This window comes from Turicibacter sp. TJ11 (genome assembly GCF_021497505.1).
Lineage (GTDB): Bacteria > Bacillota_I > Bacilli_A > MOL361 > Turicibacteraceae > Turicibacter.
Window position 1 is genome coordinate 60,741 of the sequence record NZ_CP069349.1, and the last position, 17,251, is coordinate 77,991.

The following is a 17,251-nucleotide window of genomic DNA, read 5'->3' on the forward strand; positions in this document are numbered from 1 at the left end:
AAGGATGTCAGATGTTAAAATGTTGCTATATGTTAAATCTTGTTTAACAGGGGGGATATACGATGAGAGTATACGAATTTGCTAGAAATTATGACATGTCAAGTAAAGAACTTGTAGGTATTTGTCAAGAGTTAGGGATAGAGGTTAAAGCACAATCTAAATTAGATGAAATGCAAGTCGCGACATTAAGCCGTCATATTTGTCGTGGAAAAGATACAGTTGAGGGGTTAGAAGAAACAAATCCAAAAGTTATGAAAAAGCAAAAAGCTGTGAAACACGTTGCTTATGTTGTGACAGAGTGTGAACCATTTGCTTCTTTAGGATCATTAGGACAGGCGGCTGCTACGTTTGTTGAGGAGTCTATTAATCATGAGCGTCCACTAACGGTCGTATTACCAAAGTATAAAAGCGTGACAGAGGGTTATGGACATGAGATGAAATGGTTGACGAACTTACCAATCAAACTAGGTTTAGAAGAAACTCATGCCTCTTTGTTTAAATTAGTTAAAGATTCAGTCACTTATTTATTTATCGGTAATGATCACTATTTTGGACGCGATGATATTTATGGTTATGAAGATGACGAGGTTCGCTTTGCATTTTTTAATCGTGCGGTTTTAGAAGCCTTACCATATCTTGAAGTTGAAATTTCAGATATTTATGTGAATGATTGGCATACAAGTATGATTCCACTGATTTTAGATGTGGACTATAAATATCACTCATTCTATCAGAATGTTAAAACGACTTTAACTATTCATAACTTAGAATATCAGGGATGGTATAGTGCAGATATCTTACCCAATGTTTTAGGAATCAGTCGTCAATATTATGATAATGGATTAACACGTATGGGAGATGCCGTTAATTTACTTAAAAGTGGAATCGAAACGGCATCATATATTCAGTTAAACGAGTTAAGTAAAGAACAATTGAAATTACCACAAATGCAAGAGAGTGGAATGGTTTCAGTGATTGAGAGTAAACTAAATTATAAGGCCTCTTAATCAGACATAAAAAGACTAGGGGAAATGAATGAAGTTCGATCATTTTCAACTAGTCTTTTTTATTTAATAGCAGTAGTGTAAAGATAGGCAATTTTTTAAAGTAGTAGTATATTAGTAGATGTAGATTATTTTTAAACATGAAAAGGTGATATAAATGAAAATCGGACGTAATGATAAATGTTGGTGTGGAAGCGAGAAAAAATATAAACAGTGTCATTTAGCGATTGAGGAAAAAATCGCAAAACATTATCATCAAGGTGATGAAGTTCCAACACGTGAATTATTAAAAACGAAAGAACAGATTGAGGGAATTCGTCATGCAGGTAAAATTAATACGATGATTTTAGATAAGATTGCCGAAACGATTAAAGAAGGAATGAGTACAGAAGAACTTAATAAATTAGCTCAGGATTATACCCTACAGTTAGGTGGAACACCTGCTCCGTTAAATTATCATGGTTTTCCAAAAAGTATTTGTACTTCTATTAATGAAGTCGTTTGTCATGGGATTCCAAGTGAGAATGAAATTTTAAAATCAGGTGATATTGTTAACATTGATGTGACAACAATTGTCGATGGATATTATGCGGATGCTTCACGTATGTTCATGATTGGTGAAGTCGATGAAGAAAAACAAAAGTTAGTTCGTGTGGCTAAAGAATGTTTAGATCTTGGACTTAAAGAGGCGAAACCTTGGGGTTATGTAGGTGATATAGGAGCAGCTATTTTAGAACATGCCACAAAAAATGGTTATACGGTTGTACAAAATATTGGAGGACATGGAGTCGGTGTTGAATTTCATGAAGAACCATATATTAGTCACGTCGGTGTACGTGGAACAGATTGTTTATTAGTTCCTGGTATGACATTCACGATTGAGCCAATGATTAATATGGGAGTAGCCGAAATTGAAGAGCACGAATCAGATGGATGGACGATTTATACAGCGGATCGTAAGCCATCAGCTCAATGGGAGTATACCATTTTAATTACAGAAGATGGAGCAGAAATTTTAGCTTACTAGTTTAGATAAATCATTTTATTTAAATAAGAAGGACCTAAAAACTCATCACTTTTTATACTTAGTATGAAAAGTGATTTTTTTGTTTTGTCATTAATTTTAAAATCTAATACAAATAAACTGGGAATCGTTTACACATTCTTTGCTGTATGATAAAATTTAGTTGTAAAAGTTAATAAAATTTACTAAAAGGGGAAGTAAAAATGAAAGCACCACAGGATATCTATGCTTTATTAACGAATCCAGAGATTTTTGAAATCAATCGATTAAAGCCTCATAGTGATCATCGTTATTATAAGACTTTAGAACAAGCAATTAAGAGAGATGATATGTCATGGCGTCACTGTTTAAATGGTGAATGGCTATTTAAATATAGTGATAACTTAACTACACGCCCAGAGGGGTTTGAGGCGTTAGAAGTAGATTGTTCAGATTTTGGTAAAATTAACGTACCGGGGCATATCCAATTACAAGGATACGATAAGCCACATTATGTTAATACTCAATATGCATGGGATGGACATGAAGAATTAAAACCTCCATACATTCCAACTAAATATAATCCAACCGCTTCATATGTGACATACTTCGAAGTTCCACAGGATTGGAATAATCAAAAAGTGTGTATTTCATTCCAAGGGGTAGAAACAGCATTTAACGTTTGGTGTAATGGAGAGTATGTTGGATATAGTGAAGACAGTTTTACACCAAGTGAATTTGATTTAACTGCATATATTAACCGTGAAGGTCAAAATAAATTAGCTGTGCAAGTTTATAAATGGTCAACAGGAAGTTGGTTAGAGGATCAAGATTTCTGGCGTTTATCAGGAATTTTTAGAGATGTTTATTTATATACAACACCAAACACACACATTGAAGATTTATTTATTAAAACACCATTAAGAAATAATTATCAAGATGCGACTGTTTCTGTTGAGTTTAAAGTGCCAGGAGAAGACGCAACCATTGTGGCTAACTTAGTAGATGCTAACAACAATTTAGTCGCTTCAGGAACATGTGATGTAATCAACGGAGTTGCGACGTTATCATTAGATGTTGAGCAAGCAAACTTATGGAGTGCTGAACATCCTTACTTATATGAGTTACAATTAGAGTTAAAGGTGAACGGTGAAGTCGTTGAAGCTATTTGTCAACGTGTCGGAATTCGTGAATTTAAAATGATTAATAAAATTATGTGTATTAATGGAAAACGTATCGTCTTCCGTGGAGTCAATCGTCATGAATTTAGTGCGACATACGGTCGTTCAGTGACAAAAGAAGAGATGGAATGGGATGTTAAGTTCTTAAAAGAACATAACTTTAACTCAGTACGTACGTCACATTATCCAAATGCTTCGTATTTCTATGAATTATGCGATGAATATGGATTATACGTTATTGATGAAACAAACTTAGAAACTCACGGAACATGGCAACGTATGGGAGCTGTTGAATGTAAAGATGTAACGATTCCAAATGGTCGTCCAGAGTTTTTAGAAATTATTTTAGATCGTGCAAAATCAATGGTCGAACGCGATAAAAACCACCCAAGTATTATCATTTGGTCATGTGGTAATGAAAGTTATGGTGGAGAAAACTTATATAAAATGTCACAGTATTTCAGAGATCGTGATGAGACACGTTTAGTTCATTACGAAGGAGTATTCTGGGATCGTCGTTTTAACGATACATCAGATATGGAAAGTCGTATGTATGCACGAGTTCCAGATATTAAAGAGTTCTTAGATAATGACCCACAAAAACCATTTATTTTATGTGAATATACCCATGCGATGGGGAACTCAAATGGAGGAATGGATCGTTACATTGAGTTAGAAGATGAGTACGAAATGTATCAGGGAGGATTCATTTGGGATTATATTGATCAAGCCTTATGGTCAAAAGATCGTTATGGAAAACCATTCTTGGCATTTGGTGGAGATTTTGGAGATCAACCAACAGACTATAACTTCTGTGTGAATGGAATTATTTACGCAGACCGTACGATTTCACCAAAAATCCAAGCGATTAAAGGGGCTTATCAACCATTTGCGATTGAAGTCAAAGATAGCGGAGCAGAGATTTATAATAAACATTGCTTCACTGATTTAAATGAGTATGTCGTTAAGTGGCAAATTGAAGAGGGAGATCAAGTAATTGCTTCTGGCGAATCAGTTCAAACATTGGCACCATTAACAAAAGCATTTATTGATTTAGGAATTAATCCAACTTCATCTTCACAAGAGCAAGTGATTACTGTTTCTGTTCATTTAAAAGAGGCAACAGCTTACGCTGAGGCTGGACATGAGATTGCATTCGGACAACGTGTGGTTGAGCCTGTTAAAGAAGAGGTTATTCGCGAAGTTAAACCATTTAACATTGCAGAAGGTGATGTAAACGTAGGAATTAATGGTGAAGGATTCGAAGTTATTTTTGCTAAAAACTTAGGACGTATTGTATCATTAAAATACGATGGAGTTGAGTACATTCATCAACCAAACTTATCATTAATGCCAAACTTCTGGCGTGCTGCAACGGATAATGATCGCGGAAATCAAGCGCAAGTTCGTATGGCACAATGGAAATTAGCAAGTTTATATGCTTTCCATGAATCAATGGATATTCATAAACATGATGATGGTTTAGAAGTTATTTTCAACTATAACTTAAATACAATGCCCGTTTCATATGCAGTTGTAAAATACTTCATCAACTCTTATGGACAAATTCATGTCACAATGAGCTATAATGGGGTAGAAGGATTACCAAACATGTTTAAATTCGGAATGGATTTAGCCATCCCAGCAGACTTTGATACATTAACTTGGCGTGGATTTGGACCAGATGAAACATACGCTGATCGTGAGTTTGGTGCACGTCTTGGAACATTTACAAATAAAGTAGCTGATAATGTAGCGGGATACGTTATTCCTCAAGCATGTGGAAACCATACTGGAGTACGCTTTGCGACATTAACGAATGAAGAAGGAAAAGGATTACGCATTAGTGGAGAAACACCATTAAGCTTTAGTGCTCTTCCGTATTCATCACACGAATTAGAAGCAGCTTACCACCACTATGAATTACCACCAGTTTATAAAACAGTCTTATCAATTAACTTAAAAGAAATGGGTGTTGGAGGAGACGATTCTTGGGGTGCACGTCCTGAAGAATGCTTCGAAATTCCAGCGAATGAAAATTACGAATTTAGCTTTGTTATTGAAGCGGCTAAATAATTTTAACAGTCTAAAAAAAGGTTATCTCATTACGAGATGACCTTTTTTATGTGTGGGATGTTATAGGTGATTTAGTTTGAGAAATACATTTATGAGAGATAATAATGAGTAAAATAAGTTTATAAATTTGATTCGTTTCAAAAAGGTCTTGTCGTGAGAAGTTTAATATTTTCCACATGGATCACGATAAAAATGATCTAATTTAAAGAGAATGGTTACTAAAATGATTTGATTTTAAGAAGTCTTTGAATAAAGATAAAGTCTGTCTTTAGTTTTTAAAATGAATAACTGATTGATATTTGATGCTAAAAATTATCATCTAATCATAAAAACAATTGATGACAAATATATACAAACCTAAAAAAAATAAGATCGAATTCATGTCTTTTTTTATTTAAATAGAAAACATTTTGTAAGAAAAAAAATCGTTTAATTAAAAAATTAATGAAAGATTAGTTATTTTTGTGAAGATAGGTACATAATATTGGGAAATTGTGTTAAAATGTGATCGTTATCAAAGATGAAGAGGAGATGATTTATGAGGGGAACAAGCAGTAACCAATTTAAAAAACACACATAAAAACAACACTTATACTCCCACCAATACAAAAACTAAGATTTATCATTAATGAACTTATTTGAACTTTAAATCATTAAGCACAAAATGATTGAGTTTTGGGTAAGGTCAGAATTCATTTAAAAATGTATTGAGGGGGAAACCAAAATGAAAAAACTTATGTCAATTTTATTAGCAACAATACTTTCTATCGTAGGATTAGTAGGTTGCAGCAGTAACGAAGGAACAGATCAGAATGAGACACCATCTGATCAAGGAGAAACACCATCTGATCAAGGAGAAACACCGTCAACAGATCAGTCGACAGGTGAAAAAACAACAGTTAAGTTGTGGTTAGATTACGATGATTACGCTGAAGAGTTAGAATCGGCGATTGAAGCGAAGTTTCCGCAATATGATATTGTGTGGGAACATGTTGAATCAGTCGATACGCGTACAAAATTAGAATTAGATGGGCCAGCAGGTGTGGGGCCAGATATTTTTATTCAGCCACATGATAATATGGCTCAATCGATTCAGTCTAAAATTTTATTACCACTAGGTGAGAAGTTATCAACTCAAGTTCAAGACCGATTTATTGAAGCGTCAGTTCAAACAGTTGAGTTTGATGGAAACTATTATGGAGTTCCACTATCTACAGAATCTGTTGCATTCTTCTATAATAAAACATTGTTAGAAGAATACGGATTTGAAGTAGCAAAAACATGGGATGAAGTAAAAGAACAAGGTGATGTATTTAATAATAACGCTGAAAATAAATTTATTATTCGTATGGAGGCAGGAAACTCATATACGATGCATCCGTTCTTAACGGCATTCGGTTATCAATTGTTTGGTCCTGATCATAATGATCCAGAACAAATTAACTTTAACACACAAGAAGTTATTGATGGATTAACTTATTATAAATCGTTAAGGGAATATTTAGATGTTCCATATGCTGACTTAACAACAGATACTGTTGAAGTTGAATTTGCTAAGGGAACTATTCCATATATTATTGTTGGACCATGGGCAATTTCTGAAATTAAGAAAAATGCTGACTTCGAGTGGGGTGTTACAACCATTCCGACAGTTAATAACACTCAACCAGTCACTTTCTCAGGAAACATTATTGCATGTATAAGTTCTTATACAAAAAATCCTGAGGCAGCTCGTGAAGTATTAGAATTCATGACTTCTAATGAAGGATTAGAAATTCTTTATAAAGTTCGTGGATCAATTCCAGCATTAAAAGATCCAAGTGTCATTGATGGACTTTCTGATGATGCTTATTTAATGGGAGTTTTAGAACAAGCTCAATATTCTCAAGCAATGCCAAGTATCCCAGAAATGGGAAGCTACTGGGCGCCAGCTGAAACGATGTATCGTTCAGTTTGGGAGGGGTTAGCAACTCCAGAAGAAGCAGCTGCAAAAGCGTTAGAAGATTATGAAGCAGCTCTAGAATTAGCTCAGTAAGAAAAAAGAGGACCTCGTCCTCTTTTTTTATTTGTCTTTAAAAACGATCTAGCATTACTGAAAAATAAGATAGAGGATTGCCTAGAGTTCGTTTATCGTTTTTAAAAAATGAATTTAATTAAAAGTTTTACGATATTAAAGAATTAAACAGAAGAACATTAAAAATAAGAATCAGTTAATGAAGTCTTATTTTAAGTAACTCACCCAATCGTGTGGATCTGTTACTTTTCCACATTGAATACCTGTTAACGTATCGTATAACTTTTGAGTTAATGAGCCAGTTTTGAAATCATTGATCACTATGGTTTCATCTTTATAATGAAGCTCTCCGATTGGGGAAATGACAGCAGCTGTTCCGGTTCCGAAGGCTTCTTTTAATGCCCCAGTACGTCCCGCTTCCATTAATTCATCAATGCTAAGATGACGCTCTTCCACTTTAATGTTCCAATCTTTAAGTAGTGTAATAATGGAATCTCTCGTCACCCCAGGTAAAATAGAGCCTTCTAGTGGAGCTGTGACAACGGTATCGTTAATTAAGAACATCGCATTCATGGTTCCAACTTCTTCTACGTATTTACGGTGGACACCATCTAACCATAGCACTTGAGTATATCCACGTTGATTAGCTCTCACTTGTGCGGCGATACTCGCTGCGTAGTTACCTCCACACTTAGCAAATCCAGTTCCACCTTTAACCGCACGTACATATTCATCTTCAACCCAAATTTTAACGGGTTTAACGCCTTCAGGATAGTAATCACCAACTGGTGATAGAATAATGACAAATTGATAATTTTTAGCTGGATGTACTCCTACACCAGACTCTGTTGCATAACAGAAAGGACGAATATAAAGAGAAGTTCCAGGTTCAGAAGGCACCCAATCTTTATCGTAGTCAACAATCGCTTTAACCGCTTGTACAAACAAATCGGCTGGAACAGTGGCCATACAAAGTCGTTCGTTTGATTTAATAAACCGTTGCGCGTTCATTTCAGGTCTAAATAAAGCAATGTCGCCATTTGGATGACGATAAGCTTTTAATCCTTCAAATGTCTCTTGAGCATAGTGTAAAACCATGCAGGCTGGATCCATTTCAATCGGCCCATAAGGGATAATACGTCCATCATGCCATCCTTTTTCTTCACTATAATCAATGACTAACATATGATCGGTAAAATAACGTCCAAATTTTAAATTTTTTTCATCAGGTTTTTCTTTTAATACTTTAGCACGTTCAATTTTAAAATTCATAGGCACACTCCCATTTTTCTTGTTTAAAGGTTATTTTAATAACATAACGTTCATGTTAATTATTCTGCAATTGAATCAATTCCTTTGTACATGAAGTAAATTTCATGATCATGGAATTTGTTTTTATGATAAAAATCAGCGACGATTAAGTTATTTGTCATTAACGTTAATCCCGCTAACTTTTGTTCTTTCGTATATTTATTCATATATTTAAGTAATTTTGAGCCATAGCCACGCTGTTGGCAATCAGGATGGATGAAAAACTCATCGATAAATAACTCATCTTTATACCACCATGTTCGTTCGTGACAAAGAGCCGCTCCGATCAATTCTTCTTCATCGTTTAATAAAAGAAATCCAACAAAACGGGGGAATTGACTTAGTTCTTCAATGTAGTTTTTGGATTTTAGCTCAGACCAACGACATGCCCATTGTTCGTTATTATAAACTGTTCTTAAAAGTTCAGCGCACTCATCTAAGTACTCAGCTTCGTAGTAGGCAATTCTCATTTTACTCACTCCCTTCTGTTTCTATTGCTAACATATGAGTTTAAGTATTAAAATATTAATTATTTGAAAGAGATGGTAATTAATGAACAATGTATGGCGGATATAAATTGAGTTAGAATTTTTTAGTTAACATGATCTGCATCAGAGTGAGATGTCAGTAGATCTTATTAGAAAAGGTTAGTAAGTCTATCATTCAAATTGATCAGATTTAAAATCTTTTTCGCTTTTGTAGAGATGAAAGATAGTAATGTTGTCAGTCATCTATTTTAAAAATTAAAGCCATCAATTACTGAGGAGGAAGACATGAAGTTATTAAAAAAGGATGAATTAAAAAGTCACGATGTTTATGAATTTTGTTATGCTAAAGATCGTCTAAATCACTGGAATCAAGATTCTTTATATTTGATTGATGAAGAGTTTTGGAGATTAGCCCCTTATCTAGATCAAACTTTTTCTAATTTTGCTTATTATGGACTTCAAAAAGTTAAGTTGACTGATTGGGAAAAGATTAGACAGTTAGCTTTAGAGGAAGATACTCAAGAAGAATCAATGATTATGTTTTTTAATCAAATCAATGAATGGATTAAAAAAGATATGAATCAAGATGATCATTTTTGGATTTTAGGCATTTAATGATTAAAAGATAATGTAAAAAGAGGTGACTTTTATGAAAGTCACCTCTTTTATTTTGTGAATGTAAACGTTGTTTGTTGTGAGTAAACCTCACCAGGTTTTAAAATTTGTGATTCAAAATCAAATGGAATTAAATGCGTTTCAAAGCAAGCACCTAAATGCATTTCTCCTTTGCGGTTACCTTCAAAGATTAAGTCATCTGTTAAAAAGTTTCCAGCATAAAATTGCATAGAAGGTGAGGTTGTTGAAACGGTTAATTGACGATTTGAAGCTAAATCTTTTAATGTCGCAATCTCTTTTTTATCAGATAAAATGTATAGATGATCATAACCTGATGTTTTTTCAAAGAGTGGTAAACGCTCTTTGTCTTTTGGATCAATAATGGTTGGTTTATTGAAGTCAAATAAAGTATTGGCAACAGGGATTAATTGTCCAGTAAATGATGAATGGTCATCAACTTCTGCTACATAATCAGCCTTAATTTGTAGTTCATGGTTATAAATCGTAGAACTTAAATTTCCAGATAAATTAAAGTAAGCATGTTGAGTTAAGTTAACGATCGTATCTTGATCTGTCGTTGCTTCATAAGAAACAATGAAGTTATTATCTTCTAGTGTGTAGCAAACTTTAATAGTGACGTTTCCTGGAAAACCATTCTCTTGATGCGGAAGCGTCGTTGTTAAGGCATATCCCGCTGGAATTTGTGTCACATTAAAGTCTGCATATGTTAAGCACTCAGCCCCTCCATGTAAGTTATTTGGGCCATTATTTAAATCTAACTGATAAGTTTGATTATTAATGGTGAATTGTCCATTTTTAATTCGATTTGATGTACGACCGATAATGGCATTTAAGTAACATCCGTTGTTGAAGTAGCTTTCAACGTTATCAAAGTTTAAAACTAAGTTTTGTTCGTACTGATCAGCAGCCATAGCTACTTTAGTTAAAACGCCACCAATATTTAAGAAGCGCACTTCTAATGCTTCATTTTTCATACAGTATTCAACCACGTTAATTCCGTTAATTGTTCCTTTTTCTACTGCCTGATAGGCTATCATTTAAAAATCCCCCTTATACTATGTTACTGACTGCTTGAACGTTTAATGAGGCGTGTTGGAATCGTTACTTTTTTGGCGATTTCACGATCATTTGTAATACGTTCGATGAGCAAGTCAAGTGCGGTTTCTCCCATATGTTTTGTGTTCATGTCAATTGTTGTTAACGATGGGATCGTATATTGTGATAATGAGATATTGTCATAACTAATAATTGAAACAACATCTGGTACTTTAATATTATTTTCGTTTAATGCTTTTAAACATCCAATCGCCATCGCATCAGAAGCAACAATATAAGCATCTAATAACTTCCCTTGTTTAATAATATCCGACATGATTTCATATCCAGAGTCAGCCGTAAATGATCCTAAGTAAACATTATTTTGATGGAATGCTTTTAGTTTTGACATTTGATTAATATAAGTCGTTAAGCGAATATCTAGTAATTCTTGACCATCGAGTGTTTTTTCAACGCCACAAATGAAACCAATCTTTTTCAGTTGTAGATCATATAGATAAGAAATAATATCCTTTGTTGCCTCTTTTAAATCAGCCATCACGACATCAATATTGTAGTGTTTAGAGTAACAATCTACTAACACAAGATGACGAGTTAACGTCTGAAGATTTTGAATTTCCTCGTCACTATATTTACCTAAGGCGATTAATCCATCTAAATTCATCGCTGAAATGTCATCAAATGAGGTTAGTGGTAAATAGATTTTTTGTAAATTAATATGATGGGACTGACAGTGATTTTCAATAGCCAAACGGATAGACATGTAATAAGGATCAGTAATCTCTTCAGCCATTGAATACCAATAAACGAGACCGATCGTTAAAGTGGTATTTTTTTTAGTCGTTTTATTACGTTTACTTAAAGGGACGTAATTTAGTTTTTCAGCGGTGGCCATAATTTTTAAACGTGTTTCATCCGATACGTTAAAGTTTTTATCTTGATTTAGAACACGTGAAACCGTTGTGATTGAAAATCCTGTTAAATCGGCAATATCTTTGATTTTAGCCATATTACGATAGCCTCCTTTCATAAAGAAAATGAATGTGTTCATCATTGTTTCATCTAATATTCTATCATTAAGTTTTGTAAAATAAAACATTAGCTCATTAACAAATTTCAAAAAATGAAAGGGTTTTAAGTAAATGGTATTGATTTTTTTACTAAAAAAGTATAAAATTTTAGTATAGTAAAAAATAACAGTAATTCAATAAAGTGGATGAAAGTAGAAAGGAAGAGGAAAATGAAGATTGAAACGTTAAAAGATGCATTTACAAAAGTGTTTGGTGAAGAAAAAGAAATGAAGGTATTTTTCTCGCCAGGTCGTGTTAATTTAATTGGGGAGCATATCGATTATAATGGTGGATGCGTCTTTCCGGCAGCTATTACTTATGGAACATACGCCATTGTTTCACCACGTGAGGATCAAAAAGTACGTTTATATTCGGGGAATTTCGAAGATCGTGGAATTATTGAATTTGATTTAAGTGATTTATCACATACAGAAGATGAGCACTGGAGTGTTTATGTTAAAGGTGTAATGGTTCAGTTTAAAGAAGCTGGATTTAACATTCCAACAGGTTTTGATGCTTATGTATTTGGAACGATTCCAAATGGTTCAGGATTATCATCATCAGCATCACTTGAATTACTAGTTTCTCAAATTTTAAAAGAATTACATGGATATGAGATTTCAATGGTTGATATGGTTAAGTTATCTCAAAAAGCAGAAAACAGCTATGTTGGGGTTAATTGCGGAATTATGGATCAATTCGCTATTGGAATGGGGAAAAAAGATTACGCGATTAAATTAAATACAAATGATTTAAGTTATGAGTATGCTCAAGCTAATTTAGGAGATAACTCAATCTTAATTATGAATACAAATAAAAAACGTGAATTGGCAGATTCAAAATATAATGAACGTCGCGAAGAGTGTGATAAAGCATTAGAATTATTACAAACACAAGCTGATATTAAATTCTTATGTGACTTAACAGTGGCTGAATTTGAAAAAGTTGCTCATGTTTTAACAGATGAGGTGTTATACCGTCGTGCAAAACATGCTGTGACTGAAAATGAGCGTGTAAAATTAGCGATTGATGTATTATCAAATGGAGATTTAAAAGAGTTTGGACAATTATTAAATCAATCTCATACGTCATTACGTGATGATTACGAAGTAACAGGAAAAGAATTAGATACAATTGTTGAGTTAGCATGTGCACAAGAAGGTGTATTAGGGGCACGTATGACAGGTGCAGGATTTGGAGGATGTGCGATTGCTTTAGTTCAAAACGATGCAGTCGAAGCCGTTAAATCAGCGATCGCAAAAGGATACAAAGAAGTAATCGGATACGATGCAGATTTATATGTAGCAACAATCGGAGACGGAACGAAAACATTAGCATAGTTTGCATAAGGAGAGAGTAGAGCATGAACATCAATTATGAAATTAATCGTTTAATCAGTTTTGGATTACAGCATGACATGATTAAAGAAGCAGATTTATTATATGCTGCTAACAAAATCATCGATATTTTAAAAGTTCCATCATTTGAATATGAAGCAGTACAATTAGAGCCGATGGAAAATCCAAGTGAAATCTTAGAAGCGATGCTAGATTACGCTAAAGAAAATGGAGTTCTTGAGTGCGATAGCGTGGACCATCGCGATCTATTAGATACAAAAATCATGGATTGTTTAATGCCACGTCCATCTGAAGTGGTTCAAACGTTTGAAGATTTTCATGCTCAAAATCCAAAAGAGGCAACAAAATATTATTATGATTTAAGTAAAGCTTCAAATTATATCCGTGTCAGTCGTGTGGCTAAAAACTTAAGCTGGAAAGCAAAAACGAAGTATGGAAACTTAGATATTACCATTAACTTATCTAAACCTGAAAAAGATCCAAAAGCGATTGCGATGGCAAAAAGCTTACCAAGCTCAAACTATCCAAAATGTCTACTCTGCCAAGAAAATGTAGGATATGCAGGGACATTAAATCATCCAGCTCGACAAAATCATCGCATTATTCCGCTTGAATTAACAAAAGAAGAATGGTTTTTACAATACTCGCCATATGTTTATTACAATGAGCACTGTATCGTTTTAAAAGGTGCTCATGAACCAATGAAAATCTCACGTTTAACGTTTGAACGTTTATTAGAGTTTGTTAGTCAGTTTAAACATTATTTCTTAGGATCAAATGCAGATTTACCAATCGTTGGAGGATCAATTTTAACGCATGATCACTTCCAAGGTGGAGCGTATGAGTTTGCGATGGAAACAGCTCCAATTTTAAAAACGTTAAATGTCTTAAACTATGAAGATGTTGAAGTTGGATTTGTGAATTGGCCGTTAAGTGTCTTACGTTTAAAAGGAGAAAGCCGTGAACGTCTTGTAGAATTAGGAGATATTATTTTAAATGCATGGCGTGAATATAGTGATGAAGCCTTAGGAATTTTTGCTTCAACGGACGGTACTCCACATAACACGATTACTCCAATTGCTCGCTTTAAAAATGGAAAATATGAATTAGATTTAGTATTACGTAATAATCGTACATCAGATGAGCATCCAGACGGAATTTATCATCCACATGCTCACCTACATCACTTGAAGAAAGAAAACATTGGATTAATTGAAGTTATGGGATTAGCGGTATTACCTGGACGTTTAAAAGATGAGCTTGAAATCGTTAAACAGGCGTTAGTAGCTCGTGATTCAAAGATGTTAGAAGAATCAGGACTTGAAAAGCACCTTCCTTGGTTAAATGAAATGTTAGGACGTTATGAATCAGTAAGCACTGATGAAGCAATGTCTATTGTTGAAACTGAAGTTGGACAAAAATTTGTTGAAATTTTAGAGTGTTGTGGTGTATATAAATTAACGGACGAAGGATTAGAAGGAATTCAACGATTCATTAATTCAATTAATTGTTCATTATAAGGAGGAAGAGAAATGAAAGTTTTAGTAACAGGTGGAGCAGGGTATATTGGATCACACGCTGTTTATGCTTTAATTGAACAAGGGCATGACGTTGTAGTGGTGGATAATTTAGTAACAGGACATCGCGGGGATGTTCATCCAAATGCAACGTTCTATCATGGAAACATTGGTGATTATCGTTTCATGACAGAAGTTTTACGTAAGGAAAATGTCGATGGTGTGATTCACTTTGCTGCTTACTCATTAGTTGGGGAAAGTATGACAAATCCTTATAAGTATTATGACAATAACATGAGTGGAACAAATGTTTTATTAAAAGCGATGGTTGATTGTGGCGTTCAAAATATCGTCTTCTCATCAACAGCAGCGACTTATGGGGAAGCTCAAAATATTCCAATCTTAGAGACAGATCCAACGAATCCAACGAATGTTTATGGGGAAACGAAATTAGCGATGGAGCGTATGATTAACTGGTATCATAAAGCACACGAAACAAACTATGTTTCATTACGTTACTTTAACGTAGCGGGAGCTCATCCATCAGGATTAATTGGAGAAAAACATGATCCAGAAACGCATTTAATTCCAATTATTTTACAAGTTGCATCAGGACGTCGTGAAGCGATTAATGTTTTCGGTGATGACTATGATACAGCAGATGGAACTTGTATCCGCGATTACATCCATGTTTGCGATTTAGCAGAAGCTCATATTTTAGCGATGCAATACTTAGTTAATGGTGGAGAAAGTACAATCTGTAACTTAGGAAATGGAGAAGGATTTAGTGTTCTTGAAATGATTGAAGCAGCACGCGAAGTAACCAATCATCCAATTCCAGCTGTTATTTCACCACGTCGTGCAGGAGATCCTGCGAAGTTAATTGCTTCAAGTAAAAAAGCTCAAGATATTTTAGGTTGGACACCAAAACATCCTGAAGTTAAAGATATGATTGCTAGTGCTTGGGCAGTAGAAAAAAATAAATAAGAATTAAAGCTATCTCAATTGAGATAGCTTTTTTGTTATGTTAATCATCTAATGAATGAAAGTAATTTTATTCAAAAAATGATAAAAATATCCTATAATTTATATAAATGGACATAATATGTCTATCTTAAATGATATAATATTGGGGAAATGGTGAAATTATGGAAAAAGATAAAGACCATCGAATTAATCGAGTTTTATCTATTTATCAGCGCCTAGAAAAAGGACAAATATTAAACAAGGATCAATTAGCTCTTGAATTTGGAGTTAACAACAAATCCATTCAAAGGGATATTGAGCATCTGCGGTTTTACTTAGCCAATCAGCCTGATTGCGCGAATTTAGAGTTGAAGTATAGTCGAAAACATCGAGGGTATCAGTTACTAGGTAGTAAAAATCATAGCTTTGATCGAAAGAAAATTTTATTAATGCTGAAGATTTTATTAGCTAGTCGACCGTTAAATCAAAAAGAAATAAGTGATTTAATTAATATGTTACTTGTTCAATTAGATGAACCTGATCAAAAGCTCATAAAAGAATTAATAGGAAATGAAGTGTTTAACTACGTTCCATTAAGGCATGACAGTGATTTGATTGATAAGGTTTGGGACTTAAGTCAAATTATTAATCGTCAGCAGATGATTAAAATCTCATATCTTCGTCATGATGAGCGAAGACTACATCGAAACTTAAAACCCGTCAGTATCATGTTTTCGGATTTTTACTTTTATCTAATTGCTTATATGGAAGAACCAAAATATTACTTATTTAGTTATGATAAATTAAATAATGATTATTTACGAGTGTTCCGAGTGGATCGAATTGAAAGCTATGAAGCGTTAGATGAAAAGTTTTATTTACCTTATTCTAACCGATTTGAAGAAGGGGAATTTAGAAAAAGAATTCAGTTCATGTTCTTAGGCGAATTAATTAAAGTAAAATTTGAATTTCATGGCTCTTTAATTGAACCTGTTCTAGATCGATTACCGACTGCCACCATTTTAGAGCAGGAGTTTAATAAATATGTCATTGAAGCGGAAGTGTATGGTAAAGGAATTATTATGTGGTTAATGAGTCAATCAACAAGAATTAGAGTCTTATCACCTCCAAGTCTTGTTGAAGAGATGAAGAATGAAATTAGGCGTTTATCACAGATGTATGATCAATAGACGACATCAAATTTGGGATATTAATATTGGATTGGGAGCCAGTATTAATAAATAATGGGTAATGTTTTGTTTAAAATAAGTTCGTTTATAAAAAATACTAATTATTATAAATTTGGGAGTTATAATAATTAAAATGTTAAAAAATTGTCTTATTTAAACTAAAATAACGAGATTAAAGAAATAAAAAATTTTTAAGTTTAAAGTCAAATTATAAAAAGCGATTAATTCTATTGGGAAGAAGTAATCGCTTTTTATGACTAAAAAAGTAGAAATCAAGTGCTTAGTTTATCGGTCATTAAAATAACACAATTATAACATTGAAAACGTATTCAAAGTATGATAAATTATTACTTGTGATTTTTAAACTCTAAGTGATTAGAG

General features: G+C 33.6%; 13 protein-coding genes. 9 read left to right on the forward strand and 4 right to left on the reverse strand.

Going from position 1 to position 17,251, the window contains the following annotated elements; translation table 11 throughout:
* The first annotated feature begins 62 nt into the window (after nucleotides 1–62).
* From JRC48_RS00335 to JRC48_RS00350, 4 genes are all read left to right on the forward strand, one after another.
* Nucleotides 63–1,007 (forward strand): translation initiation factor IF-2 N-terminal domain-containing protein, encoded by a 945-nt coding sequence (locus JRC48_RS00335; RefSeq protein WP_235069893.1) that lies wholly within the window; start codon nucleotides 63–65, stop codon nucleotides 1,005–1,007.
* Between the two features lie 154 nt (nucleotides 1,008–1,161).
* Nucleotides 1,162–2,031, forward strand: coding sequence for a methionyl aminopeptidase (locus JRC48_RS00340; protein WP_235069894.1), 870 nt, complete (start codon nucleotides 1,162–1,164; stop codon nucleotides 2,029–2,031).
* Between the two features lie 200 nt (nucleotides 2,032–2,231).
* On the forward strand, nucleotides 2,232–5,264 hold the full coding sequence (locus JRC48_RS00345; protein WP_235069895.1) for a glycoside hydrolase family 2 TIM barrel-domain containing protein: 3,033 nt from the start codon (nucleotides 2,232–2,234) through the stop codon (nucleotides 5,262–5,264).
* A 724-nt stretch (nucleotides 5,265–5,988) separates the two neighbouring features.
* Nucleotides 5,989–7,299 (forward strand): maltose ABC transporter substrate-binding protein, encoded by a 1,311-nt coding sequence (locus JRC48_RS00350; RefSeq protein ID WP_235069896.1) that lies wholly within the window; start codon nucleotides 5,989–5,991, stop codon nucleotides 7,297–7,299.
* A 186-nt stretch (nucleotides 7,300–7,485) separates the two neighbouring features.
* Here JRC48_RS00350 and JRC48_RS00355 read toward each other — a convergent pair whose 3' ends face one another.
* Together JRC48_RS00355 and JRC48_RS00360 are read right to left on the reverse strand one after the other, a co-directional pair.
* Nucleotides 7,486–8,550: a branched-chain amino acid aminotransferase gene (locus tag JRC48_RS00355; RefSeq protein ID WP_235069897.1), complete on the reverse strand. Its 1,065-nt coding sequence runs from the start codon at nucleotides 8,548–8,550 to the stop codon at nucleotides 7,486–7,488.
* 59 nt (nucleotides 8,551–8,609) lie between these two features.
* Nucleotides 8,610–9,059 carry a GNAT family N-acetyltransferase gene (locus JRC48_RS00360; RefSeq protein ID WP_235069898.1) on the reverse strand — a complete coding sequence of 150 codons (450 nt, stop codon included), beginning with the start codon at nucleotides 9,057–9,059 and terminating at the stop codon, nucleotides 8,610–8,612.
* 303 nt (nucleotides 9,060–9,362) lie between these two features.
* Between JRC48_RS00360 and JRC48_RS00365 the strand changes: the two genes are divergently transcribed.
* The gene (locus tag JRC48_RS00365) at nucleotides 9,363–9,692 is read left to right on the forward strand and encodes a hypothetical protein (RefSeq protein ID WP_235069899.1); all 330 of its coding nucleotides are present in this window, start codon (nucleotides 9,363–9,365) and stop codon (nucleotides 9,690–9,692) included.
* A 50-nt stretch (nucleotides 9,693–9,742) separates the two neighbouring features.
* Here the strand turns inward: JRC48_RS00365 and JRC48_RS00370 are convergent, their stop codons facing one another.
* Nucleotides 9,743–10,750 (reverse strand): aldose epimerase family protein, encoded by a 1,008-nt coding sequence (locus JRC48_RS00370; RefSeq protein ID WP_235069900.1) that lies wholly within the window; start codon nucleotides 10,748–10,750, stop codon nucleotides 9,743–9,745.
* Between the two features lie 23 nt (nucleotides 10,751–10,773).
* On the reverse strand, nucleotides 10,774–11,778 hold the full coding sequence (locus JRC48_RS00375; protein WP_235069901.1) for a LacI family DNA-binding transcriptional regulator: 1,005 nt from the start codon (nucleotides 11,776–11,778) through the stop codon (nucleotides 10,774–10,776).
* Nucleotides 11,779–12,009: 231 nt separating this feature from the next.
* Here JRC48_RS00375 and JRC48_RS00380 point away from each other — a divergent pair, with 231 nt between their 5' ends.
* The 4 genes from JRC48_RS00380 to JRC48_RS00395 all read left to right on the forward strand — a co-directional run bounded on the left by JRC48_RS00380 (nucleotide 12,010) and on the right by JRC48_RS00395 (nucleotide 16,870).
* Nucleotides 12,010–13,179: a galactokinase gene (locus JRC48_RS00380; RefSeq protein ID WP_235069902.1), complete on the forward strand. Its 1,170-nt coding sequence runs from the start codon at nucleotides 12,010–12,012 to the stop codon at nucleotides 13,177–13,179.
* A gap of 23 nt (nucleotides 13,180–13,202) precedes the next feature.
* Nucleotides 13,203–14,717, forward strand: a complete 1,515-nt coding sequence (gene galT, locus JRC48_RS00385; RefSeq protein ID WP_235069903.1) for a UDP-glucose--hexose-1-phosphate uridylyltransferase — start codon at nucleotides 13,203–13,205, stop codon at nucleotides 14,715–14,717.
* Between the two features lie 12 nt (nucleotides 14,718–14,729).
* Entirely contained in the window at nucleotides 14,730–15,701 is a 972-nt protein-coding gene (galE, locus tag JRC48_RS00390) for a UDP-glucose 4-epimerase GalE (RefSeq protein ID WP_235069904.1), read from the forward strand.
* Between the two features lie 161 nt (nucleotides 15,702–15,862).
* On the forward strand, nucleotides 15,863–16,870 hold the full coding sequence (locus JRC48_RS00395) for a YafY family protein (RefSeq protein ID WP_235069905.1): 1,008 nt from the start codon (nucleotides 15,863–15,865) through the stop codon (nucleotides 16,868–16,870).
* The last annotated feature ends 381 nt before the right edge of the window (nucleotides 16,871–17,251 follow it).